The 25,214-nt window shown below is 67.5% G+C and carries 19 protein-coding genes; 5 read left to right on the top strand and 14 right to left on the bottom strand.

Features of this window, described 5'->3' with window-relative positions:
• Positions 1–213 precede the first annotated feature (213 nt).
• The 3 genes from AC3WVS_RS21150 to AC3WVS_RS21140 all read left to right on the top strand — a co-directional run bounded on the left by AC3WVS_RS21150 (position 214) and on the right by AC3WVS_RS21140 (position 4,913).
• Entirely contained in the window at positions 214–3,630 is a 3,417-nt protein-coding gene (locus AC3WVS_RS21150; protein ID WP_492320266.1) for an adenylate/guanylate cyclase domain-containing protein, read from the top strand.
• A 182-nt stretch (positions 3,631–3,812) separates the two neighbouring features.
• Positions 3,813–4,388: a cysteine dioxygenase family protein gene (locus AC3WVS_RS21145; protein ID WP_492320219.1), complete on the top strand. Its 576-nt coding sequence runs from the start codon at positions 3,813–3,815 to the stop codon at positions 4,386–4,388.
• A 66-nt stretch (positions 4,389–4,454) separates the two neighbouring features.
• Entirely contained in the window at positions 4,455–4,913 is a 459-nt protein-coding gene (locus AC3WVS_RS21140; protein ID WP_010811575.1) for an Lrp/AsnC family transcriptional regulator, read from the top strand.
• A gap of 32 nt (positions 4,914–4,945) precedes the next feature.
• Here the strand turns inward: AC3WVS_RS21140 and aspT are convergent, their stop codons facing one another.
• The 14 genes from aspT to AC3WVS_RS21070 form a co-directional block, all read right to left on the bottom strand.
• A complete protein-coding gene (gene aspT, locus AC3WVS_RS21135; RefSeq protein ID WP_492320218.1) occupies positions 4,946–6,643 on the bottom strand; it encodes an aspartate-alanine antiporter in 1,698 nt (565 codons plus the stop codon).
• A 29-nt stretch (positions 6,644–6,672) separates the two neighbouring features.
• Entirely contained in the window at positions 6,673–8,058 is a 1,386-nt protein-coding gene (locus tag AC3WVS_RS21130) for a BatD family protein (RefSeq protein WP_492320217.1), read from the bottom strand.
• Positions 8,055–9,701 (bottom strand): VWA domain-containing protein, encoded by a 1,647-nt coding sequence (locus tag AC3WVS_RS21125; RefSeq protein ID WP_492320216.1) that lies wholly within the window; start codon positions 9,699–9,701, stop codon positions 8,055–8,057. Before AC3WVS_RS21125 ends, AC3WVS_RS21130 begins: the two co-directional genes overlap by 4 nt.
• Positions 9,701–10,738 (bottom strand): vWA domain-containing protein, encoded by a 1,038-nt coding sequence (locus tag AC3WVS_RS21120; RefSeq protein WP_492320215.1) that lies wholly within the window; start codon positions 10,736–10,738, stop codon positions 9,701–9,703. The genes AC3WVS_RS21125 and AC3WVS_RS21120 overlap by 1 nt, the downstream gene beginning before the upstream one ends.
• Positions 10,725–11,264 carry a DUF4381 domain-containing protein gene (locus tag AC3WVS_RS21115; RefSeq protein WP_492320214.1) on the bottom strand — a complete coding sequence of 180 codons (540 nt, stop codon included), beginning with the start codon at positions 11,262–11,264 and terminating at the stop codon, positions 10,725–10,727. Before AC3WVS_RS21115 ends, AC3WVS_RS21120 begins: the two co-directional genes overlap by 14 nt.
• Complete coding sequence (locus tag AC3WVS_RS21110) at positions 11,261–12,283, bottom strand: DUF58 domain-containing protein (RefSeq protein ID WP_492320213.1); 1,023 nt, start codon at positions 12,281–12,283, stop codon at positions 11,261–11,263. Before AC3WVS_RS21110 ends, AC3WVS_RS21115 begins: the two co-directional genes overlap by 4 nt.
• Positions 12,284–12,301: 18 nt before the next feature.
• On the bottom strand, positions 12,302–13,279 hold the full coding sequence (locus AC3WVS_RS21105; RefSeq protein WP_492320212.1) for an AAA family ATPase: 978 nt from the start codon (positions 13,277–13,279) through the stop codon (positions 12,302–12,304).
• The gene (locus AC3WVS_RS21100) at positions 13,276–15,921 is read right to left on the bottom strand and encodes a fused MFS/spermidine synthase (protein ID WP_492320211.1); all 2,646 of its coding nucleotides are present in this window, start codon (positions 15,919–15,921) and stop codon (positions 13,276–13,278) included. The genes AC3WVS_RS21105 and AC3WVS_RS21100 overlap by 4 nt, the downstream gene beginning before the upstream one ends.
• 93 nt (positions 15,922–16,014) lie before the next feature.
• Positions 16,015–17,760 (bottom strand): arylsulfatase, encoded by a 1,746-nt coding sequence (locus tag AC3WVS_RS21095; protein ID WP_492320210.1) that lies wholly within the window; start codon positions 17,758–17,760, stop codon positions 16,015–16,017.
• 79 nt (positions 17,761–17,839) lie between these two features.
• Positions 17,840–18,916 (bottom strand): HAD family hydrolase, encoded by a 1,077-nt coding sequence (locus tag AC3WVS_RS21090; RefSeq protein WP_492320209.1) that lies wholly within the window; start codon positions 18,914–18,916, stop codon positions 17,840–17,842.
• Positions 18,917–18,971: 55 nt separating this feature from the next.
• Positions 18,972–20,216, bottom strand: coding sequence for a formylglycine-generating enzyme family protein (locus AC3WVS_RS21085; protein WP_492320208.1), 1,245 nt, complete (start codon positions 20,214–20,216; stop codon positions 18,972–18,974).
• Between the two features lie 147 nt (positions 20,217–20,363).
• The gene (locus AC3WVS_RS21080; RefSeq protein WP_492320207.1) at positions 20,364–20,759 is read right to left on the bottom strand and encodes a hypothetical protein; all 396 of its coding nucleotides are present in this window, start codon (positions 20,757–20,759) and stop codon (positions 20,364–20,366) included.
• 69 nt (positions 20,760–20,828) lie between these two features.
• A complete protein-coding gene (locus AC3WVS_RS21075) occupies positions 20,829–21,992 on the bottom strand; it encodes a BamA/TamA family outer membrane protein (protein WP_492320206.1) in 1,164 nt (387 codons plus the stop codon).
• 30 nt (positions 21,993–22,022) lie between these two features.
• Complete coding sequence (locus AC3WVS_RS21070; protein WP_492320205.1) at positions 22,023–22,808, bottom strand: hypothetical protein; 786 nt, start codon at positions 22,806–22,808, stop codon at positions 22,023–22,025.
• A 312-nt stretch (positions 22,809–23,120) separates the two neighbouring features.
• Here AC3WVS_RS21070 and AC3WVS_RS21065 point away from each other — a divergent pair, with 312 nt between their 5' ends.
• Positions 23,121–24,077 carry a SphA family protein gene (locus AC3WVS_RS21065; protein WP_492320204.1) on the top strand — a complete coding sequence of 319 codons (957 nt, stop codon included), beginning with the start codon at positions 23,121–23,123 and terminating at the stop codon, positions 24,075–24,077.
• 231 nt (positions 24,078–24,308) lie between these two features.
• Positions 24,309–25,211, top strand: coding sequence for a 1-acylglycerol-3-phosphate O-acyltransferase, YihG family (gene yihG / locus AC3WVS_RS21060; protein WP_492320265.1), 903 nt, complete (start codon positions 24,309–24,311; stop codon positions 25,209–25,211).
• The last annotated feature ends 3 nt before the right edge of the window (positions 25,212–25,214 follow it).

The following is a 25,214-nucleotide window of genomic DNA, read 5'->3' as shown; positions in this document are numbered from 1 at the left end:
TCGTGCAGCCTGAATCATTGTAGGCGAGGCAATCAGGCCGGGTTGATGCTGCGTCTCACCACCGCGGGGGCAATTCATCAAGTATCTTTCCCGGCAGGTCGACTTGCTTTTCGTGACGACGATTTCAGCTCAGTCGTCGGGCCAAAGGAGACCGCATCGTTTGATAAAATTCAATCGTTGAGTCTTGCAAGTCCCGGAAAGGGGACAAGCCCTATGCGCTGCGCAAGCTGCGGGTTCGAGAATCCGGCAGGCGCCAAGTTCTGCGAGGAATGTGGCGCCAGGCTTGTGCGTGCCTGCCCGGCCTGCGGGCAAGAGGCTAGCGCGAGCGCCAAGTTCTGCAGCGAATGCGGCGCGCCGCTGACCCCGTCAAGCGCGACGCCCCCGATCACCACACTTGCGCCCAGCGCCCCCGTCGACTACACACCTTCCTACCTGGCCGAGCGCATCCGGGCGGCGCAGGCGGACATGGAAGCCCGCGGCGAGGCGGACGGCGAGCGCAAGACGGTGACCGCGCTGTTCGCCGACATGGCCGGCTCGACCGCGCTAATCCATGACCTCGATCCCGAAGACGCGCGCCGCCTGATCGACCCGGTGCTGGCGCTGATGATGGAGGCCGTGCATCACTATGAAGGTTATGTGGCCAGGTCGATGGGCGATGGCATCCTGGCGCTGTTCGGCGCGCCGATCGCGAACGAAGACCATCCGCAGCGGGCCTTGCTGGCGGCGCTGCGCATGCAGGAGGCCATGCGCCGCTACGCCGATGGGGTGCGTCTGGCCCAGGGGATCGCGCTGCAGATCCGCGTCGGCGTCAACTCCGGCGAAGTGGTGGTGCGCGCGATCCGCACCGAGGATTTGCACACCGACTACGACCCGGTGGGCAATTCGATCCACATTGCTTCGCGCATGGAGGGCATTGCGGTGCCCGGCTCGATTGTCGCGAGCGAACACACCCACAACCTGACCGAAGGCTATTTCGCCTTCAAGGCGCTCGGCGCGACGGCGATCAGGGGGCTGCCCGAGCCGCTCGCGGTCTTCGAAGTCCTCGGCCTCGGCCCGCTGCGCACCCGGCTGCAGGTGTCGGCCAGCCGCGGGCTGGCGCGCTTTGTCGGCCGCGCTCGCGAGCTCGAGCAGCTGCGCGAAGCGCGCGCGCGGGCGCAAGCCGGACACGGCCAGATCGTCGGCGTGGTCGGCGAGCCGGGGGTCGGCAAGTCGCGGCTATGCCTCGAGTTCAAGCAGCTCGCGCCGCGCCAATGCCTGGTGCTGGAAACCTTCTCGGTATCACACGGCAAGGCCTATCCGTATCTGCCGCTGATCGAGCTGCTGCGGAACTACTGCGAGATCACGGCGCAAGACAATGAGCGCCGGCGGCGCGAGAAGCTGACCGGCAAGGTCCTGACCCTGGATCGCGCGCTGGAAGACACCCTGCCCTATCTGTTCCACCTGCTTGGTGCCGCCGAGCCGAACTCGGTGCTGGCGCAGATGGACGCCCAGGTCCGCCGGCAGCGTACTTTCGAGGCAATCAAGCGGCTGCTGGTGCGCGAGAGCCTGGCCCAGCCGCTGGAGCTGATCGTCGAGGATCTGCAGTGGCTCGACAGCGAGACCGAGGCCTTCCTTGGTTTTCTCGGCGAGAGCGTGGCCAGCGCCCGCATCCTGCTGCTGGTCAATTACCGGCCCGAGTACCGGCACGACTGGGGCCGCAAGAGCTACTACACCCAGCTGCGGCTGGATCCCCTGGACGAAGCCGACGCCCGGGAACTGCTGCGGGCCTTGCTGGGCGACTCCGCCGGACTCGCACCGCTCGAGCACCTGATCCTGGAACAGACCGAAGGCAACCCCTTCTTCATCGAGGAAGTAGTGCAGACGCTGATCGAGGAGAACGTGCTGCGCGGCGAGCGCGGTCATTACCGTCTCGAGCAGATCCCGACCATGCTGCACATCCCGACCACCGTGCAGGGGGTGCTCGCCGCCCGCATCGACCGCCTGCAGCCGGCCGAGAAAGCGCTGCTGCAGACCCTGGCGGTGGTCGGCAAGGTATTTCCCTGGAGCCTGCTCGCACGCGTCATCGAGCAGCCCGAGGACACAATCAAGAACCTGCTGACGCGGCTGCAAGCCGGGGAATTTATCTACGAGCAGCCGGCGTTTCCGGAGGTGGAGTACAGCTTCAAGCATGCGCTGACCCAGGAAGTGACCTACGGCTCGCTGCTGAGCGAGCGGCGCCGTGCGCTGCATGAGCGCACCGCCCAGGCGATCGAGGCCCTGTTTGAGGCCCGGCTCGAAGAACACTGCAGCGATCTGGCGCATCATTTCAGCCGCAGCGGCAACGCGCCGAAGGCAGTGGAATACTTGCATTGCGCCGGGCGGCAGGCGGCGCAGCGCTCTGCCAATGCCGAAGCGGTCGCCCACCTGACCAAGGCCCTCGCCTTGCTCAAGACGTTGCCTGATGGTCCCGAACGCGCACGGCAGGAACTTGCACTGCAGATCACGCTCGGTCCGGCCTGGATGTCCACCCATGGACTCGCTGCCCCGGAAGTCGAGGCGACTTACACCCGCGCGCTGGCACTGTGTCGACAACTCGGGGAAGCGAATCAGCTCTTCCCCGCCTTGATGGGGCTGCGCACGTCGCTCATCGTCCGCGGGGAGCTGTCGACCGCACACGAGTTGGGCAAACAACTCCTGACGCTGGCCCAGGAGGCGCAGGACCCGGCGTTGCTGGTACAAGCCTATCGGGCGGTGGGCGTCAGCTTGCTCGCTCTCGGCGAACTGGGCGCTGCCCGCACGCAGCTGGAACAGGCCCTGGTGCTCTATGACTCGGGCAAGTGCCAGTCGCCTGCCTTCTTCCTGGAGCCCGGTGTGCTGGCGCTGGCCTGCCTGGCCCTGGACCTGTGGCTGCTCGGCTATCCGGACCAGGCCCTCGCGCGCAGCCAGGAAATGCTCGCGCTGGCCCGGACCTTGTCCCACCCTCCTGACTCGGCCAATGCCCTGACCTTCGCCGCCATGCTTCGCCTGTACCGCGGCGAGACGCAGCCGATGCATGAACTGGTTGAAGCACTTCTCGCCCTCTCGACCGAGCACGGCTTCCCGTTCTGGCTGACTTCCGGAACCATCCTCTCGGGCTGGACGCTGGTCGCGCAGGGACGCACGGCGGAAGGCATCGAGACGATGCAGCAGGGCCTGAGCGCCTACCGGGCCACCGGGGCAGCGATTTGGCAGACACATTTCCTGGCGCTGCTGGCCGAAGCCCACGGGAAAGCGGGACAGGCCGAGGCAGGGCTGCAGATGCTGGCCGAGGCGCTGGCCGTGGCGGACCGAACCCACGAGCGCCTGTACGAGGCGGAGCTGTATCGGCTCAAGGGGGAACTGACGCTGCTGCAGCCAGGCTGCGCGGGCGCGGCGGGCACCGGCCGGGACGAGGCCGAGGCCTGCTTCCAGCAGGCGATTGCGATCGCGCGCCGCCAGGGCGCCCTGTCGCTGGAGCTGCGCGCGGTGATGTCCCTGAGCCGGCTGTGGCGGCAACACGGCAAGGAGGTCGACGCCCGCGAGATGCTGGCCGAGGGCTACGGCCGGTTCACCGAAGGCTTCGACACCGCGGACCTGCAGCAGGCCAAGGCGTTGCTCGCCGAGCTGGACTGAAGATCATGAGGGAGCTGTCCAACCACCTGCCCCGACCTGATTCGAGCATCTGATTCTAAGGATATGCTGATCTGAGGAATAGAATTACAATTCCTGTCGATTTTGAACGACAGTTCGCACGCCTGTGCTCCTGCCCGCAAATATCATGGACACGTACCCAGAACAAGACCAAGGTGCCTGCCATGCCGACCGGATCTCCCCTGACTGCCGCCCCTCCGGCAACTCTCCCGCATCTCCCCTCGCCAGCCGCGCCGCTCGACCAGCTGGCGCTCAATCTCGAGGCCACCTTCGCCCACAGCGCGCGCATGGTGGCCGGCCACATCGCCATGCACCTGCCGGACACCGACACGCTGCTTGCAACACTGCCGCCAGGCGCCCTGCTCGGCAAGCCGGATACCTATGCCCGCCACCTGGTCCATGCCGACCCGCTGGAGCGCTTCTCGGCGATGGTGCTGGTCTGGCGCCCGGGCCAGGCCAGCCCCGTGCACGGCCATCGCACCTGGTGTGCCTACCGCGTGCTGCGCGGCACGCTGAGCGAGCAGCACTACCGGTGGGATCCCGCCAGCCGGCAGGCGCGCCATGCCAACACCGTCACGCGCATGGCCGGCGATACCTTCAGCGTGCCGGCCGGGCTGCAGCATATCCATGCGCTGGGCAATGCCAGCGACGAGATCGCCGTGTCCCTGCACCTCTACGGCGTGCACCGCGACCACATTGCCACCGGCGTGAACCTGCTGGTGGCGACCGCCGACGCCTAGCTTTTTCCGCGCGTAGCCGCGCCGCATGCGCGCGCCTGCCCACCCTCACCTGAACCGCTACGCGCCATGGACCGCTACGACAAACAGATTCTCGCCATCCTGCAGGAAGACGCCACCGTGCCGGTGGCAGAGATCGGCGAACGCGTCGGCCTGACCTCGACGCCATGCTGGCGCCGGATCCAGCGGCTGGAAGACGCCGGTCTGATCCGCAAACGCGTGGCACTGCTCGACGCCGACAAGCTCAATGCCGGGGTCACGGTCTTTGTCTCGGTCCGCACCAGCCAGCACAACGTGAAATGGCTGGCGCAGTTCCACGGGCTGGTGGCATCGATCCCGGAAGTGACCGAGTTCTACCGCATGGCCGGCGATACCGACTACCTGCTGCGCGTGGTGGTGCCGGATATTGCCGCCTACGACCGCGTCTACAAGAAGCTGATCCAGGGCGCCGAGCTGGCAGACGTCAGTTCCAGCTTTGCGATGGAGCAGATCAAGTACACCACGGCGCTGCCGCTCGATTATGCGTAGGCCGGCACCGGCCCTTCATGCGCACATGTCAGCTAAGTGAACTTGAACGCCAGCGAAATAATGATCGGCCCCAGCACCGGCAGCAGCACGTTGGCAATGGCATAGGTAATGGTGTAGCCCAGCAACGGCACCGAGCTGTGGCTGGCGGCCAGGATGGCGCTGATCGCCGGGGTGCTCACGTGCTGCCCGGCAATCGCGCCAACCAGCAGCGGGCCTTCGATCTTCAGGATCTTGTGCCCGATCCACAAGGACAGGCACGCCGGCCCCAGCGACACGGCCAGCCCGATCAGCGGCAGCACCGCGCCGTGCTCCCGGATCAGGGAGATCGCATCCGGCCCGGCGGACAAGCCGACGCATGCGACAAAGACCGCCAGGCCCAGGTCCTTCAGGATCTGCACGGCCGACCTCGGGAAGGTGCCGCGCGACGGCCTTCTTGAATTGATCCATCCGAACACCAGGCCGCTGAGCAGCGCCCCGCCCCCGCTGCCAAGCGAAATATGCATCCCGCCAAGGCTCAGGCTCAGGGTTCCCACCAGCAGGCCTGCCAGGATGCCCACGCACAGGAAAACCAGGTCGGTGACCTCGGTTGCCTTCGCTTCCACGCCGATTCCGGCAATGGCTTCGGACAGCGACGGCTCCAGGCCGACGATGGTGACCACATCCCCATGCTGCAGCGGCGTGGAACGCGTAATCGGCAGCGACATCCCCGAGCGCCGCACCTGCAGGATCCAGACTTCACGCAGGCGGCGTGCGCCGGCCAGGCGGGCCAGTTCGCCGATGGTCTTGCCGTTGACCCTGGGCTTGTTCACGATGACCTGCTTTTCGACCAGCTGGATGGCATCCGTGTGGGCCTCGGGCAGCAGGACTTCGGGCCCGATCAGGGCTGCCGCCTTCAGCAGGTTGCTGCGGATCCCGACCATGGCCAGGATATCGCTGGCCTGGACCTTGTCGTCATCGCCAAGCTCGATGCTGGTGCCATCACGCAGCACCGTGACGATGGACGCCCGGCCACCCACCTGTTGCTGCAGCTCGCTCACCGTCATGCCGGCGGCCTGGTGCACGGAATAGGCGCGCCCGATCAGGCGCGGCAGCGCGGGTTGCGTCGCGACGTCGTCCTCGGACGCGGCATCCATCTTCGCGGCGACTTCCCTGGCGGCCTTGCGCAGATCGATGCCCAGCAAGGCCGGCGCGATCTGGCTGGTGAAGAACACAATGCTGATCAGGCCGACCAGGTAGGTCAGCGTATACGCCGTGGCGATATTGGCCTCGTAGCGGCTCACGGTGGCGGCGTCCAGCCCCAGGTGCTTCAGCGCTTCGGCGGCGGTGCCGACCACGGCCGATTCCGTCGCCGCACCGGCGGCCAGGCCGGCGGCGGTGCCGGGATCGAAGCCCAGGTAGGCGGCCGCACCGATGGCGATGGCGAGCACGACGATGGCTTCCACCACCGGCAGGACCATATAGCGCAGGCTCGACCGGTTCAGGTTGGCAAAGAACTGCGGCCCGCCGGAGTAGCCCATGGCGAAGATAAACAACGCGAAGGCCATGTCCTTGAGCTCGCCGTGCATCTGGCAACCGGTCTGCCCCATGAACAGCGCGACGATCAGCGTGCCGCAGACTCCCCCTAGCTGGATCGGGCCCACGCGTGCCTTGCCGATGAAGTAACCCAGGCCCACGGTGATGAAGAGCACCATCAACGGGTTGCCTGCAAACAGATCAACGGAGCATTTCATAGGGGGCGTCGCTTGCGGGGGACTTGTTGTCAGGGATTGAGCGGAGGCAGTGCGCGTATGGCTTGCCGGTGCCGGCGCACCGGTGCCCTGGCGGCATGGCGGCGCAGGGCCTGGGCCAACGGGGTGCCATTCCAGGCGGCCTGGGCCGGCAACGCGCCGTAGAGGTGGCGTTGCAGGCCGGTCACGGCATCGGCAAGGGCGGCATCGCCGAGCGACTCTGCCCACACTGCGGGGGTGGTGCCATGGGCGGCGCGCGTCCATGCCCCCAGCGCCTGGCTGGCGGCAGCGGCATTGCCTGCCTGGCAGGCTTGCAGCGTTGCTTCCAGCTGCGCGTCGGCACCTTCGGCGCGGGCGCGCTTGCGCTCGGCCAGCCGCTGGCGCAGCCGGGCCAGCGCCGGCCGCATACGCCACCACGACAGCCCGGCTGCCAGCACAGCCAGCAGCCCCACTGCCCCCCACAGCAACGTCCGCCAGGGCAAGCCGCCCTCGCCCGGAAGCGCGCCGGCAGACGGACCGCCCGGGGCCAGCGCGCTGCCCGCGCGCGCGGCAGCCACTACCACCTTGATCGCGGGCGCTTCGGACTTTGCCGGCTTGCGTGTGATCGGATCGACCCAATCCACTGTCACCGCCGGCAGCGTGTAGGTACCGGTCCGCTCGAACACGTAGGTGATGGCATCCACGCGCGTGCCGCCCGGCCCGGGCGCGTCCTGGGCGTGATCGGACAGCCGCGCATCGGCGCTGAAGACCCGCACCCCGCGCGGCGCCGCGGCGTGCGGTGGATGGATCATCATGGCCTGGGTCTGCGGCGCAAAGGTGGTGACGGTGCGCACCAGGGCATCGCCCGCGCGCAGCCGCACGGTGCCTTCGTCGGAGGCGTGGTCCAGCGCCTGCGTCACGGTGAGCCGGGCCACCGGCAGCAAGGGCCCTCCGGTTCCGGCGCCGGCCTTCACCGCGCCGCCGGCTCCCGCGCTGATCCGCGTGGGCGGGAAGGTCACGCTGCCCTCGCGCGGCGCGCCGTCGTCGCCTGCATAAGTGAAGCGCACGGTCGCGGATGGCAGCTCGAAGTCGCCGTCCTGCTCGGCGGTAAAGGCATAGGTCTTGCGGATGCCGGCGTAGGCAACGCCATCGATGGTTTCGATCGAGTTCAGCGCGCGCTGGTCAGGCATGGTGACGACGGCGCCCGGCACCTGGAGCACCGGGAAGGCCGGCGCCGACATGAAGAAGTTGGGCGCCAGGATGGTGACATCGATGCTGACCTGCTGGCCGACCAGCACCGGCTGCTTCGCGCCCACTTCCACGCGCACGATGGGCTCGGCGGCACGCGCCAGCAAGGGCAGCAGCAATGCCGCCATCAGCAAGACCAGCGGCGCAAGCTGCCGCAGCCACGCGCGCTGACACACGGCGCGGCCGCTCATGGCTGCCCCTGCTGCGGTGCGGCCTGCCCGCGCTGCAGCGCGAACTTGCGCTGCAGCAGGTCGGTCGGCGTGCTCTGGATCGCGCGCATCCACATCTCGGCGTCCTGCGTCAGGCCGATATGCATGGACTGGCCGCCCTGCTCCGGCGGCTTCGCGGCGTCGTACTTGATTTCATCCGGCGGCACGTCGGGGGGCTCTTCCTGGTCGTCGGGCTCTGGCTTGTCTTTCGGCTTCTGCTGCGCCAGCAGCTTTTCCATCAGTGCCAGGTTGGCCGTGGCCGCCGGCCATTGCGGCTGGCGCCTGAGGGCCTGGCGGTAGCGCGCGGCGGCTTGCTGGTACTGACCCTGCCGCGCCAGCGCATTACCCTGGTTGTAGTCGGCCTGCGGTGAATCGACCAGCGCGAAGCTCTGCACCGCCTGCGCGTACTGGCCGGCGCGATACTGGGCGACGCCGCGCCACATCGCATCGTCGAACAGCGTCGCGGCGCGCGCGAAGTCGCCCTGCTCGAAGGCGCGGCGGCCTTGCTGGTCATGCGTCAGCCACAGGTCGGCAAAGCGCCACGGCCGCGCGGCATCGGCCTGCTGTGCGCGCAAGCCCGGCTGCGGTGCGGCGAGCGCCAGCGCCAGCAGCAGGCCGGCGCTCCAGCGCACGGTCCAGCCCTTGCGGAACCACAGCATGGCCAGCAGCGTGACCGGCAGCACCAGCCACCAGCCTTCATCCTTCCAGCGCGTGCGGTCGCCAGCCTGCATCTGTTCGAGGTGCGACTGCACATGGCGCTGCACCCACGCCACGTCGTCGTCGCTGCCGGGCGTGAAGGTGGCGAGCGGTGCGCCGCTGTCGTCGCCGAAGCGCTTGAACGCCGCCACGTCCAGCCGCGCGAACACGCGCGCGCCGTCCTGTTCGACATAGCCGCCCTCTGCATTGCGCAGCGGCCCGCCCGGTTCCGTGCCGATGGCCAGCACCACCGGCTGGCTGCGGCCGCTGTCCGCCTGCGTGCGGAAGGCCCTGGCGGCGGCGGGGTCCACGCCGTCGGTCAGGAACAGGATGGTGCCGGGCACCGGCTCATGCGCCAGGTCGGCGTCGATGGTGCGCAGCGCCTGTGCCATGTCGCGCCCCGGCACCGGCATGATGCGGGTCTGCAGCGCATCGACAAAGGTCTGCAGCAGGTTGGTGTCGTCCGTCAGCGGCAGCACCAGGTGGGTGGAGCCGGCATAGGCATAGATCGCCGTGCGGCCGCCGTCGCGGCGCGCCAGCAGCGCCTTGATCTTGAGCTTGGCGCGCTCCAGCCGCGTGGGCGTGACGTCCACTGCGTCCATGGTGCGCGACAAGTCCACGGCGATCGCCAGCGGCGCCTTGTCGTCCAGGAACGGCGGGCGCTCCTGCCGACAGCTCGGCCCCGCCAGCGCGATGGCGCCGAGTGCCAGCAGCAGCGCGGTCAGGTGGACCGGGCGCAGCGCCACGCGGCGGCGTTCGCTGATCATCAGCGCGTCGAGCAGGTGCGGCGCGATGGTCTGGCGCCAGCGCCGCCGCACGTCGCCGCGGCGCTGCACCGCCCACACCAGCAGGGCTGCCGGCACCAGTACCAGCAGCCACCACGGGCGCAGGAAATGGAAGTGCGCAAGCGTGTCGAGCAGGGCTTGCATCAGCGCCCCTCCCCGCCGGCATTCACCATCTCGTCGGCGCTTTCAGCCGAATGGCGCGGGCGCGACAACCACGCCGAGTAGCCGAACATCAGCAACTGGTACGCCAGCACCAGCGCCAGCGCTGCCCCCAGCGGCCACATGAACAGCTCGCGCCGCGGCCGCCATGACAAGGTCTTCTGGTTGTGCGGCGTGATCCGGTCCAGCGTCGCGTAGATGGTCTCCAGCCCGGCCTGGTCGGCGCCGAAGAAGTAGCGCCCGCCGGTCTGCGCGGCCAGCCGCTGCAGTACGCCGAGATCGACCTTCTCCTCGCCCGAAGCATTGGGATCGCCGATGCCGATGGTATGCACCACCACCTTGCGCTCCCTGGCGATCCCCCCCGCGCGCTCGGGCGGCATCCGGCTGGCGGTGTCGTTGCCGTCGGTCAGCACGATCAGCACTTTCTCGGGCGCTTCGCTGTGCTCGAACATCTTGATGCCGAGCCCGATGGCATCGCCCAGCGCCGTGCTCGGCCCGGCCATGCCCGGCAGCAGGCCGGTGATCAGCGTCTGCACCAGTGGGTGATCCAGCGTGAACGGTGCCAGCGGGTACGGCGCGTCGCCAAACACGATCAGGCCGATGCGGTCGCCCGGGCGCCTGGCGACAAAACCACTCACCACCTGCCGCACCGCCTGCACGCGCGGGATCAGCGCGCCGGACGGGTCGCGGAAGTCGCGCGTGTCCATCGACTGCGACAGGTCCAGCGCGATCAGCAGGTCGCGCGCCGGCTGCACCTTCTGGATCGGCGCCTCCAGGAACTGCGGCCGCGCCAGCGCCGTCACCACCAGCACCCACGCCAGCGGCGCCAGCACCCATTGCAGCCGGTTGCGGCGCGGCACCACGGCCCCGGTGGCCGGGGTCAGGCCGGCGGCGCTGGCCACCTCGCCAAAGAACGGCAGGCGCACCGACGGGCTTTCCTCGCGGTACGGCGGCAGCCACCACCACAGCAGCAACGGCAGCGGCAGCAGCACGAAGAGCCAGGGGTATTCAAACTGGTACATGGTGCTCCGCAATCCAGCGCCGGCACGCGCCGGCCACCGCCTGCACCTGCGTCTCGGGCCATTGCGCCAGCACCGCGTCGTCGCGGTATTCGGCGTCCTGCACCAGCGCAGCCAGCAGCGGCGCGGCATCCTGGGCGCGCCCGGCGTGTGCCTGCAGGAATTCGGCCCAGCCGCCGCCGGCCAGGCTGGCAACCTGGGCGCGCGGCCACGCGGCCAGCGCCGTGCGCTTGAGCAGCGCCGCCATCTGCCGCAGCGCTGCGACGCGGTGCGCGGGGTCAGCGCCCAGCGGCAGTCCTGCCAGTTCGGCCAGCGCCTCGCGCCGGTAGCGGTTGGCGCGGTAGCGCCGCCACGCGCGCCAGCCGGCCCAGGCCAGGACCAGCAGCAGCAAGCCGCCGGCGATCGGCCAGCCGATGGTTTGCGGCACCCACGACGGGGGCGGCGGCACGGCTACGTCGGCAAGGGTGGCCAGCGTAGCGACGCCCGTGCTGTCTTCGACGCCCGCTGCGGTGCTGTGCGTGAGGCTCATCGCGCCGCTCCTGCGCGTTGCCGCACCGGCGTCTGCTGCAGCGGGCGGCCCAGCAGCCGGCGCAGCTGCAGCGCCGTTTCCTCTGCCGCCGACAGCGGCAGCAGCGGCACGCCGATGGCGTGGTGCCAGTCCAGCAGCGCCTTGGCGTGCGTATCGACAAACTCCGCAATGCTGCGTCGCGTGGCCGCATGGCCGAAGCCCAGCTCCACCTGCAGTTCGCCGTCGCTGACCACCAGCTGGCCGGACTCCGGCAACTCGATCAGGAAGGGATCGTGGACCAGGATGGTCAGCACGTCGTTGCGCGCGGCCATTTCCAGCATCAGGTCGCGGGTGCGGTCGTCATGGCCGTCGAAATCGCTGATGACGATAACCAGGCAGTCATGGCGCGCCATGCGCGCGGCGCGCTCCAGCGCCGCGTTCAGCTGCCCCGCGGCGCGCCGCGCCGGCGCATCGGCGCGCAAGGCCTGGTTGAAGCGCGCGATGCCGCCCAGCAGCTGCTGCACGGCTTCGCGGCTGCGGCGCGGGGTGAACTCCTCGGCCTTCGCATCGCCGAACACCACGCCGCCGACGCGGTCGCCTTCGGCCAGCACGCGCCAGGCGGCCAGCGCCGCGGCCTCGGCCGCGCTGACCGACTTCATCGCGCGCCGGCTGCCGAAGAACATATTGATGCGCTGGTCCACCACCAGCAGCACTGGGCGGTCCTTTTCCTCGGTGTAGACGCGCACGTGCGGCTGGCCGGTGCGCGCGGTCACGCGCCAGTCCATGCTGCGGATATCGTCGCCGGGCAGGTACAGGCGCAGTTCCTCGAAGGTCAGCCCGCGTCCGCGCACCTTGGAGGCGTGGCGGCCGGCCAGCACGCTGTGCACCGGCTGGCGCGGCAGGAAGTGGAAGTCGCGCGCAGCCACTTCCAGCGCGGCCAGTGCCGCTGCATCCACGCTGACGCCCGGCGTGGCGCGGCTGGCCGCGTCATGGGCGTCCGGCACGGGCGAGCGGGTCCGGGATCGAAGGTTGGCGCGCATGCGGTCGCCTCCGGCGGATCAGGCTACGGCGACCTGCTGCACCAGGCGGTCGATGACAGCGTCAGCCGTGATGCCGGCGGCATGCGCTTCGTACGACAGGATCAGCCGGTGGCGAAAAACTTCGTGCACGATGGCCTGCACGTCTTCCGGCGTGACGAAGTCCCGCCCGCGCAGCCACGCATGCGCCCGCGCCACCTTGTCGAGCCCGATCGACCCGCGCGGGCTGACTCCGATCTGGATCCAATTGTCGAGATCGTCGTCGACCTGCTTGGGCTCGCGCGTGGCGTGCACCAGTGCCACCACATAGCGCGCCACGGCATCGCTCACGTGAATCGCATGAATCTCGGCACGGGCCGCGAAGATGATGTCCTGCGCAAGCTTGTGCGCCTGCGTCGCCGTACCTGCAGCACCGTCGGCAACTTCCTCGCCGCGCGCCAGCCTGACGATCTCGCCTTCAGCATCTGCCTCCGGATAGCCAACGTTGACGTGCATCAGGAAGCGGTCCATCTGCGCTTCAGGCAGCGGATAGGTGCCTTCCTGCTCGATGGGGTTCTGCGTGGCCATGACCAGGAACAGGGGCTCCAGCTTGTGGGTGGTCCCTCCGACGGTGACCTGGCGCTCCTCCATGGCTTCCAGCAGAGCCGCCTGCACCTTGGCCGGCGAGCGGTTGACCTCGTCCGCCAGCACCAGGTTGGCGAACACCGGGCCGGCCTGGAAGCGGAACTCGCCCTTGCCGCCTTCGGTGAAGTAGACCTCCGAGCCCGTGATGTCGGCGGGCAGCAGGTCCGGCGTGAACTGGATCCGCGACAGCCGCGCATCCAGGTTGCGCGCCAGCATCTTGATGGCCCGCGTCTTGGCCAGCCCCGGCAACCCTTCCACCAGCAGGTGGCCATCGGCCAACAGGCCAAGCAGCAGGCGTTCGATCATGCGCTGCTGCCCCACAATCGATTCGCCCATGCGCTGCTGCAGGGCCAGGACGTCGTCGCGTGCGCTCATGGCGTGTTCCTTGGTTCAGCAGGTGCGCGGCGGGCGGGGCGAGCTGACTGGCCGCCGACGAACCAGGCGTAGTAGGGATTGTCGGGATCAGCGCGCATGGCCTGCGTGATATGGCTGGCCCAGGCTTCGCGGTCGCCGCGGTAGGCATCGAGGCCGGCGCGGTAGAAGGTGTGCAGCACTTCGCGCTCGCGGCGCAGGTCGCGCCAGAATGCGTCATCGGCGCCCGCCAGCGGCGGTTCGCTTTGCAGCGACAGCAGCCTGGACAGGGTTTCCGGGAAGGCGTCGCGGCGGACCCAGCCGGCGTATTCGATGCGCGGGCGGTCATCGGTGACGGCCGGCGCATCGGCCGCATACCAGTCCAGGCCGGCGCGGTCGGTGACCCAGGTCGCCATCAGCGCCGCCGGCGAGCGCACCCCCACGGCCTGCAGCGCGGCAGCAACTTCCGGCTGTTCAAAGCGCGTGCGGATGCGCGCGGCATCCAGCGCCAGCGGCGACAGCGAACCCACCAGCATCATCTCGTGCAGCTCGGTGGTCCACAGCATGGCGTGCGGGAACACGTCCAGGAAGCTGCGCACCAGCATGCGGGTGTCCTCGTCGTTCTGCGTCGGCAGCGGCAGCCACTGCGCCACCAGCCCGCCGGGTTGCAGCCGCGCTGCCGCGAGGCGGTAGAAATCGGTCGAATACAGATTGACCACGCCGGCCGCCGACGGAGGCGGCGGCTCCAGGGTGATCAGGTCGTACTGCTGCGCGCTCTGCAGCAGCTCGCGCCGGCCATCGCGCAGGCGGATGTCGATGCGCTTGTCGGTGGCCACGCCGAAATTGCCCTCGAACCTGGGCACGGCACGCGCCACCGGCGGCAGCAGCTCCGCCACCACGCGGTGTTCCAGCCCAGGCCAGGCCAGCGTGGCGCCTGCCGTGATGCCGGTGCCAAGACCGATCACCAGGGTCGACTTCGGCGTGCCGCTATGGACGATCAGCGGCAACAGCGCCTGCAGCCGCATATAGCGCTGCGAGGTCATGGCATCGCCTGAATTGGAGACGCCCTGGATATAGAGGCGCCGGAAGCGGTTGCTGGACGAGGTCTGCTCCACCACCGCCACGGTCGCGCCACGGCCCTCCTCATAGAACACCAGTTCGCCGCCGCGCGCCCGCGCCAGCAGCGTGGCGAGCCGGTCCGCAGGGGCCAGCGCGGCGGCAAGCACCGCCAGCACGCCGACCATCGGCACCGCCCAGCGCGCTACGCGGCCCACGCCGCTACCCAGCGCCACCGCCACCACGCCGACCACGGCGGCCGCCACTGCCAGCAGCGACAGCGTGTGCACCAGCCCCAGGTAAGGCACCAGCACGAAACCGGCCAGCGCCGTGCCGGCGATGCCGCCCAGAGTATTGAGCGCCACCACGCTGCCGACGCCGGCGCCGACGTGCCGGCTATCGACGCTCACGCGCAGCACGAAGGGGAACGCCGCGCCCAGCAACAGCGTGGGCACGAACACGACCGACAGCGCCGCCAGCGCAAAGCTGGCACAGGCCGCCACCAGCGGGCTGGACGTCAGCCCCTGCACCCAGGCGGACAGGCTGCCCTGCGCACGCAGCAGCCATTCGCCCAGCAACACGAATTCAAGCAACGCCACCAGCCCCGCCCCCGCCACCAGCAGGCCGAAGGCGCCCCAGGGGTCGCGCACCCGGTCGGCATGGCGCGCAGCCAGCGCGCTGCCAATGGCCAGGCCGGCAAGGTACGTTGCCAACACCACGGTAAAGGCGAAGGTACGCGTGCTGAGAAACTGCACGATGGCCTGCGACCAGACCACTTCGTAGCCGAGGGCAATGCCGCCGGCAGCGGCATACAGCACCAGCGCCAGCCGGCCGTTGGCGGCATCGCCGCCGGCAGCGGCGCCTTGCCCGGCAGCGGCGGCAACCGGTTCGGCCGCAGCTCGCGTACGTGCCGCCAGCAACCAGGCCGCCAGCGCGGCGGCGCCATTGAGCACGCCCGCCGCCACCGCACTGCCCAGGATGCCCAGCAGCGACACCAGCACAAAGCCGGCCAGCAGCGTGCCGGCGATCGCGCCGGCGGTGTTGGCGGCATACAGCCGCCCGCCATGCACGCCCACACGGCCGGCGCCTGGCGTCAGCACGCGCATCAGCACCGGCAAGGTGCCGCCCATGGCGGCTGCAGGCAGGATCACCAGCACAAAGGGCAAGGCCCACGCCAGCCATCCGGTGCGCTGCTCCAGCCAGGCGAACGGCGCTGCCGCATGCGCCAGCGCCACGGTGGCGCCGATGCCCAGCACCAGCACGCCGATTTCGAGCCACGCATACAGGCGCAGCGGATTGCCGTGGCGGTCGGCCACGCGGCCGAACAGCCAGCCGCCCAGGGCCAGCCCGGCAAAGAAGGCGCTGACCGCGGTGGTGACCGCGTGCACGTCGACGCCCACCACCAGCGACAGCTGGCGGATCCAGACGATCTGGTAAACCAGTCCGGCCGTGCCGGATATAAACAGCAAAACGGCCGCCCAAAGCCACGTCTGGTCGGCCGTGTTGCCCCGCAGCGCCAAGGCGGATGCGGAATATTCGGTCTTCGCGGAGCGCGCCCGGCGCCCGTCCTTGCCACCATTGCCGCCCGGGGCGGCATGAGATTCGATCATGAACTGGACCGTTGGCGCGAAGGCCCGCGCGTACGTGGGCCTTCGCCGGTTTCAACTGCCGTCACAGGCGGACGGCGCTGATGACTGACTGCATTACTTCTTCTTCATCGATTCTTCAATCTTCTTGTCGACCTGCTTGCGTACCTGGTCGATGCTGAAGCTCGCCGGATGCTGGCTCGGCGGATAGGTGACGAAGGTCTCCAGGAAGGCCGTCGCCTTCAGCGTTGCCATGCCGGTCAGGTACGCGTTCTTGCCCAGCCAGTCGTTGTACTGGTCAGACACGATATCCGCACGCTCATACGGGTCCATGCGCAGGTTGAAGACCTTGGGTACCCGCAGGCACTTGAACGGGTCCTGCCATACCTGGAAACCGCCCGGCGTAGTCTGCTCGCAGAACACGACCTTCCAGTTGTCAAAGCGCATTGCCACCAGATCGCCATCGTCATTGAAGTAGAAGAACTCGTTGCGTGCGCCCTTGTTGGTCTGGCCGGTCAGGTATCCCAACTGGTTGTAACCGTCGAGGTGCACCTTGGCGTTCTTGCTGCCAAGTGACGCGCCCTTGAGCAGCCGGTCCTTGATATCGCCATCGCCGGCGGCCGCCAGCAGCGTCGGGAACCAGTCCAGCCCGGAGAACATCTCGTTGCTGACGGTGCCTGGCTTGATCTTGCCTGGCCAGCGGACCATCGCCGGTACGCGGAACGCGCCCTCCCAATTGGTGTCCTTCTCGCTGCGGAACGGCGTGGTTGCCGCGTCTGGCCAGGACCACTGGTTGGGGCCGTTGTCGGTGGTGTAAATAACGATGGTGTTGTCCGCGACCTTCAGGTCATCGAGCGTCTTGAGCAGCTTGCCGACGTCGCCGTCGTGCTCGATCATGCCGTCGGCGTATTCGTTGCCGGGCATGCCGCTCTGGCCCTGCATGGACGGACGCACATGGGTAAACGCGTGCATGCGGGTGGTGTTCATCCAGACAAAGAACGGCTTGTCGGCCTGGACCTGCTTGGTGATGAACTTCTGCGCAGCGTCGGTGGTCTCGTCGTCGATGGTCTCCATGCGCTTGGTGGTCAGTGCGCCCGTATCCTCGATCTTGCCGTCGGCCGTGGAGTGCAGCACGCCCCGCGGTGAAAAATTCTTCACATACGGGTCGTTCTTGTCCTTCGGCCAGTACGGGCGCTGCGGCTCTTCCTCGGCGTTCAGGTGGTAGAGGTTGCCGTAGAACTCGTCGAAGCCATGCTTGGTCGGCAGATACTCGTCGCGGTCGCCGAGGTGGTTCTTGCCGAACTGGCCGGTGGCATAGCCCAGCGGCTTGAGGGCTTCGGCAATGGTCACGTCACGAGCCTGCAGGCCGACGGGAGCACCCGGTGCGCCCACCTTGGACAGACCGGTGCGCAGCGGCGACTGGCCAGTGATGAACGACGAGCGGCCCGCCGTGCAGCTGTTTTCGGCGTAGTAGTCGGTGAACATCATCCCCTCACGGGCGATGCGGTCGATGTTCGGCGTGCGGTAGCCCATCACGCCCATGCTGTAGGCGCTGATGTTGGTCTGGCCGATGTCGTCGCCGAAGATCACCAGGATGTTGGGCTTCTTGCCCGACGTATTGACAGCAGCTGGCGCGGAAGCGGCTTCAGGCGCAACCGGCAGGTTGGACTGCGCCGGCGGCTGTGCCGGCGTCGCGGACGTGTCCGGCGCCGCTGCCGGAGCCGGCGTTGCCGGCTGCTGCGCGGCAGGCGCCTGCTGTTTGGGCTCGTCTGCCTTCTTGCAGCCGGCGATCGCCGCAATGGCGATCGCCATTGCGGCCATGGCAAAGCGCGCGCCGCGCCTTGCCGGGGTGGACTCTGTCATTCGTTGCATTGCTGCTCCCGATAGTCAAACTGCTTCGACCTGCGTCCGGCACACGTGGCATGCCGGCTTCCTTTTCTGCCTACTTCGCACCAGCCGTGGGGTAAACCTGCTGCCAGTCCTGCTTCATGCTGACTACCGTCCAGCCCTTGGCGCGGGCAGCGTCCAGTGCCTTGTCGAGCTTGCCCACCTTTGACTGGCGGTCATAGGCGAACTCGCGCTCGGCATCGTCGTGATGCACCAGCACGCCCATGCGCGGACCGTCGCCGCCGGTGGTGTACTCCAGCATCTGCAGGTCGCCGTCGGAGTTGCCCACGGCAAGGATCGGCCGGCGGCCGATATGGCGGTAGATGCCGACCGGCTTGCCCGGCCCGTCATCCACGAATTCCAGCTTGGGGTCGCGCACCAGCACCGGCTTGCCGTCGCGCACCAGGTAGCGCACGGCCTGCGAGGAGCCGATCACCTGCTCGGGCGGAATGCCGTAGGCAGCCTGGCTCCAGGGGCGCATGAACTCGATGGTGCCACCGGAGACGATGTAGGTCTTGAACCCGTTGGCGCGCAGGTAGGACAGCAGTTCCAGCTGCGGTTGATAGACCAGCTCGGTATAGGGCCGGTTGAACTTGGGATGCCGCGATTTCGCCAGCCAGTCGCGGATGGTGCGGTCATACTCGTCCGTGGTCATGCCGCTGTTGGCCGTGGCGATCAGGCCGGCCAGCTGCTTCTCGTTGCGCATCAGGCCCTCCATGTCGTTGGCCATCAGCGCCTTGAAGGCGGGGTTGCTGCGCCACTCCGGGTGTTGCGGCGCCGCGGCGCGAATCTGGTCGAGCAGGAAGAAGAACTGGAAGTACAGCGGCTGCTCGCTCCACAGCGTGCCGTCGTTGTCGAACACGGCGACGCGCTCCTCGGGTGCGACGAAACCGGGCGATCCCGGCCGCGTCACGTCGGCAACGAACTTCAGCAGTGCCTGCCGGGCCTGACCATCGCGCCACGACGCCAGTGCCGTCCCCGCCGGCTGCACCGCCTGCGCCGCGGTATCCGGCGCAGCGGGCGCAGTCGCGGGGGTGGAGCAGCCGGCCAGCGCCAGGCCGGCCAGCGCCAGCGCCGCGATGACTTTGCGCAAGTGGCTGGCAAGGATTGACGGGGACGCTGCGATGTTCATGTTGTTCGCTCCTGTCACGTGCTGCCGTGGTTGAAGTCACGTGTCGCGCGCGGGGCTAGCGCGCTAACGGGTCTGCTTTGCCGGCCATGGCCACCGGTGGCCGCCGCTGCAGTTCGGCCCAGCGGCTCTCGTCCATCACCAGGCGGAAGCCGAGGTGCGACATGCTGTTGAAGGGATCGGTCCCGCGCCGTGCGCTGGGGCGGTAGCTCAGGCAGAAATCCTCGTTGCACAGGAACGAGCCACCGCGCGTGACGCGCTTGGGCGCGTTGACCGGCACGCCGGGTTCGGACGGATCCCAGGACACCAGCGGCCCCATCGGGTTTTCGATCGGCTGGGCCTTGCCGGCCTCGCGCCGGAACTGGTCGGCCCGATACCAGTCGGACACCCACTGCCAGGCATTGCCGGTCATGTCGGCCAGGCCATAGCCGTTGGGCGGGAACGTGCCAACCGGGCTGGTGCCGAGCGCCCCGCCCGCCTTGGGGCTGACCACCGGGAACGGCTGGTTCTGCTGGCCCTGCCAGACATTGGCCATCTGCTTGCCGTCGGGGGCGAACTGCTCGCCCCAGGCATAGGTGGCTTGCTCCAGCCCGCCGCGCGCGGCAAACTCCCATTCCGCCTCGGTGGGCAGGCGCTTGCCGGCCCACTTGGCGTAGGCCTGCGCGTCTTCATACGAGACCTGGACCACCGGGTGGTTGTCTTTGCCTTCGATCGAGCTGCCGGGGCCGGTCGGATGGCGCCAGTCGGCACCGGGCACATAACGCCACCAGCGCGAGTAGTCCTGCAGCGGCACCGGCCGCGGCGTGCCCACGAAGACCATGCCGCCGGCCACCATGGCGCTGTCGGGCGGGCGCGGCGTGCCGGGCGGCAGCTGGACCCGCAGGGTTTCCCAGTCAGGTGCCCGTTCCGCGGTCGAGACGTAGCCGGTGGCTTCGACGAACTTGCGGAATTCCGCATTGGTGACGTGGTGCTGGTCCATCCAGAAGGCGTGCACACGCACCTTGTGTGCCGGCTTCTCGTTGGCCTGGGCCATCTTGCTGTCGCTGCCCATCAGGAATTCGCCGCCGGGCACGCGCACCATGCCAGCGGGTCCGCGCTTGCCATCGCCGATGACGATGGCGGGCGCCGTTGGCGTCCGCCCCTGCATGTACCAGTAGCTGGCGCCGAGGCCTGCTGCGACCCCGAGACCCAGCAGCACCAGGATCAGTGCCTTCTGCCCGCTGCGCCGTCCCGCGGCAAGCGCAACCGAGCCGGAACGCCCCGCGCCCGCGCCGGGATTGCTGCCTTTACGTCGTCCGCTCATTCACTCCGCCTCTTTGTATACAAGAATCATGCTGACTCAGCGCAAACCATGATCTCAGATGGCTACGGCTATCAGAAGTCAGCTTTTTCTCGTTCGGAGGCCAAGTGAATTAAGTTTTTCTTGCGCGCACTGCCACTGGCGCCCTGCTCATCGCTCGCTATCTGCCCTTGGCACCATCTTCGTCAGGGCCGCCGGATCTTCCTCACCCTCATTGAGGATGCCGTAGTCTGCCGGAAACAGCGCTGCCAGCGGTGGCGGATACTGAAAGGCGTGCAGCGGCTCCAGGTTTTCGCCAGCGTCGATCACGAACACCTCGATCAAGCGGCTGCGGCCGCCGTTCTCCTGGCCGGCCACATAGTAGTGAACGCGGTTTTGCCAGACGAAGTGCCCGCCGAAGTAAGGCCTGGAGACATCCGGCAGCCCGGCCAGATGCGTTTCGCAGAGCAGCACCGCTTCGCGTAGGTAGTTCCGGCTGGCCGTCTCATCGGGGGCAGACAGCCTGGCGATCATGCCCCTCCTGTCCTTGATCTTCTTGGCTGCCATAGCGTAGCGAGCAGGTTGAGCGCGTGGGCGCCAGGACACCCTACCGGCACATGGAGCGGTTCCGGCAACTCAGTGCCATGCGCTCCCCACCTGGATATAGAAGGCGTTCTGGCCCTTGCTGTGGGCCACGTCAAGACCGATCGAGACACCGAGCTTGCGCGCAATCAGGTAGCGAAAGCCCGCACCGACGCTGTAGACGGTCGAGGCATCGGAAAAATCATGCCAGCGCCCGTATGCCTTGCCGACACCGGTGAAGCCCAGCAGCGACCAGCGCGGCGTCACGTCCCAACGCAGCTCCATTTCAGCCGCCAGCGCATTGCGGTCCTGGTAGCGCCCCTTCTGCACCCCGCGCAAGTCCACGAACGGCTGCGCGTAGAACGGCACGTCGCCGGTGGAAAAGCGCGTATCGGCGCGCAGCCCCAGGATCACGGTGCGCGCCAGCGGCAGCCAGGTGAAGCCGCGCGCGTTGTACATATTGAATGACTGCGTGCTGCCAAAGCCGCCGCGCGCAAACTGCGCCTCCAGCTCGGCATAGCTGCCGCGGCTGGGATAGAAGATGTTGTCGCGCGAGTCGTAGTCCACCACCAGCCCGGCCTTGCCGATGCGCTGGGTCTTGTCGAAGCTGCCGAGTTCACCCGCATCGCCAACCTTGAAGGTCGCGGTCGAATCGAAATACACGTAGCGCGGCCCCACGTACCAACGCGTATCGGCAACCCGCACGAGCAGTTGCTGCACCAATGCCACGCCTCTGAGTTCGTAGGCACGGGGCTGGTTCAGCAAGCCGAAGTAGTCCAGGTTTGCATTGACCTTGGCGATGCCCCCAAGATAACGGTAGCGGTCGCCGTCCCAGGTATGGAAGTGCGCCACGCCGGCGCCCCAGGTGCCGTTTTCCGTATACGCACCGCCGATGGCAGTAATGTTCGGCGGTGCGGGCCCCTTTCCACTGGCCTTGGCGCTGGCCGCCGCATCCGCCATGGATTCGGAGAAAAACATCAGCCCCAGCCCGCCGCCGTAGCCAACGGCTGGTTCCGTGATAACGACCGGCACCGGCAGCGCGCCCTTGTGATTGAGCAGGAAGTCGCTCATGTCCAGCTTGCCGTCCTCAGGATCGAAGAACGACAGCGGTTTCTTTTCAGCCGGCGCTTCAGCCTGGCCGAAGGCGGCGCCGCACCAGAGCAAGGCCAGTGCGCCTAGCAGCGATGCAATGCGCTGGCTTGCCTGGGAGCGGGTCATCAGCAAGTTATGAAGGGTCCCTGTTTATGGCTACAGTGGGAACTGGATATTCAAGCCCATGAACACCTGGAATTTGGGCACCCCGACTCCCTCGTGCCCCACCGTCCATTGCGGCTCGGCAAACACGTTGTAAGTTTCCTTGCCGATTTTCCAGATCTTGCCCGCGCCGATACCGAGGGGGATGTAATAATTCCCACGCTTGAGGTCGAAATTCCAGGTGGCGGTGCTGCGCAGGTACCAGCCTTGCGGCAGGTTATAGATCAGGAACGGCTGCGCGGTCAGGTTGTCCTGGGTGGGCCGGTCGCTTTCCCCGGCAAATGAATGCTGCCAGGTCACGAGCCCGCCGACCATGCCCCATTTCTGCGGGGAGATAGCCACGCCGGCCAGGCCGGCTTGCCATTTCCCGGTGCCGGTCTGGTCGCGCGATGCCGTCGGGATGGTCAGCTGGGGCCCGATGCCCCATTCCATCCCCATCCCCTTGAGCAGGACCAGGTTGAACAGGTTCAGGTCGCCCAGCCCGGTCTTGCTGCCGTCCGGCGCCACGTTCGGCGTGGTCACGACCGGCATCGTAAACCGGACGATCTGCGGCAACCCGAACAGCTTGTGTGGAATGGTGCCGCGCAACAAGACGCTGTTGCCGTCCTCGTCGCCGAGTCCGTAATAGCGCCCGACATACTGGTCCTGCAGGTTCAGGGTAATAGTCGGGCTAAGCGGATTGTTTGACGAATTCATGTCCTCTGTCGATGGCCCGGCCGCACTGGCAAGCAGCGGCAAGATCACCGCAACGCTACCCGCAGCTAGCCGTAGTTTCTGCATGACTGAATTCATTTCGAAAGGCCGCCCTGAACGAAATTGGTAACACCCGCCATTGAATATGGCGTTTCCATCATCGCAGAGCGTCTCAGGGCTTGTGAAGTAAATATTTACGATGCCGTGATGAAGATTTTCATCGGTTTGCGCGCTGGCAGTGACGGCGGTCTTTGCTGGTAGTATGCAATTTCGCAAAAATATAAGGGTTGGGCATTGCCTTACCGTGTGATTTCACTGTAGCTGGCGCTGGCAGGCATGCGCCAGGGTCCGGCATTCCGGCAAGCGCCGGGCCGGCCTTGCACTTCATATTCCGTGAATATGTCAAAGACCATCGCAAACCGGCTCGCCGTTGCTGCCCCCTTCCTCTTTGCCTGTGCAGGTGCGCACGCGACTGAAGGCGCCCTGGGGCGACCCGTGACCGGCACCAGCGTGCTTCCCAATGTAGGGGTCGTGTCGCCGGAGCCGGCGCTGATCGTAAACGTCGGCGAGATCTACCTGGATGGCTCGATCAGCGGCAGCCGCAGCGTGCCCATCGCGGGCAAGGCAGCGCTGGGCGTGGACGGCAAAGTCGCGTTCACCCTGGCAACGGTGATGAAAGTCTGGGACACCGACACCGGCCCCTGGAACTTTGCCTCCAGCTTCACGCTGCCCTATGTCTGGACCAAGGTGACCGCCAACCTCAGCGTGGGCGGGCTGGGGGGCAAGACGCAGGACACCGCATCGAACCTGTTCGACATTACCTTCGCACCGATCATCGCGGGCTACCATTTCTCGAAGACCGAGCACGTGGCGCTGAGCCTGAACGTGTGGGCGCCGACCGGCAAGTACGACCCCAACGCCCTGGCCAACCCCAGCCTGAACAACTGGACCTTCATTCCGCAGGTGGCCTACACCAAGCTGTTTCCCGAACAAGGGCTTGAGTTCGATGCCGTGGCGGGGATCCAGTTCTACACCCGCAACAACGCCACCGATTACCAGAACGCGCCGCTGTTCACGCTCGACACCATGCTGCTCAAGCGCTTTGCCAACGGTGCCGGCCTCGGGCTGATCGCGGGCACGACGCAGCAGCTCGGCGACGACAGCGGCCCGCTCGCCGACCGCCTGAACGGCTTCCGCGGACATGACTGGGCGGTGGGCCCGATCGTCACCTACGACACCAAGATCGGCGCCAAGAGTCTGCTCTCGCTTGGCCTGCGCTGGGTGCCGACCGTCGCCAGCAAGAACCGCCTGAAGAGTACGAACACATTCATGGGGACGGCGACTATCGTGTTCTGAGGCCTGTGCGTTCCCCCGCGGCAAGGCAGAATGCATGCCATGCACCCCTTTGGGCAAGTTGAAGTACGCACGCAATAGTGCCTGCCTTGATCACGCGCAAGCCCTCAACCTTTTCAAGCCTGCAAACTGGCATCCATGACCTCAGTTCCCTCCCCTTCAACCGGTGCCACCGGCACCAATGCCTCAACCAGTCAGCCCTCCCCACCGCCAACTCGCCGCCGTCCGGCTCCGGTGCCGCGCGGCCGCTTCGCGTGGCTCACCGGCACGCTCAGCTGGACGCTGCTGAGCGGCAGCACGCTGTTCTGGTGCGCGCTGCTGTTCCCGCTCGCGCTGCTCAAGCTGGTGCTGCCGTTTGCCGCCGTCAGGCGGCGCATCGATCCGATGCTCAACGGCATCGCCACCGCCTGGATCTCCGGCAACACCGGCTGGTTCGCGTGGATCCAGCGTGAGCCGTGGGACGTCCAGGGCAATGAGGGACTGCGCTATGCCGACTGGTACCTGGTCAACTGCAACCACCAGTCGTGGGCCGATATCTTCGTGCTGCAGCGCTCGCTGAACCGGCGCATCCCGCTGCTGAAGTTTTTCCTGAAGCAGCAGCTGATCTATGTGCCGGTGATCGGGCTGGCGTGGTGGGCGCTGGACTTTCCGTTCATGAAGCGCCACGGCAAGGCGCAGCTGCGGCGCAATCCGGCGTTGCGGCGCCAGGACCAGGAAACGGCCAAGCGCGCCTGCGCGAAGTTTTCGCTGGTGCCGACCAGCGTGATGGTATTTGCCGAAGGGACCCGCTTCACCGAGGCCAAGCGCGCGGCCCAGGACTCACCGTACCGCCATCTGCTCAAGCCCAAGGCCGGCGGGCTGGCGGTGGCGCTGAATGCGATGGGCAACAAGTTCCGCTCCCTGCTCGACGTCACCATCGTGTACCCGGAAGGCGCGCCAGGCTTCTGGGACCTGGCCTGCGGACGCGCCGGCCCGGTGCTGGTGCGCATGCGGCAGTTGCCGGTGCCGCCGGCCTTCTGCGAGGCCGACTACGGCAGCGACAAGGCCTTCCGCACGGAATTCCACAACTGGCTGGCACGCCAGTGGGAAGCCAAGGACGCCGAGATCGATGCGCTGACGCCGCCGCGCGAAGGCTGAAGC

The sequence above is a fragment of the Cupriavidus sp. CPT47-8839-RL05A genome (assembly GCF_058792255.1).
This window is presented reverse-complemented; position numbering and strand designations above follow the sequence as displayed.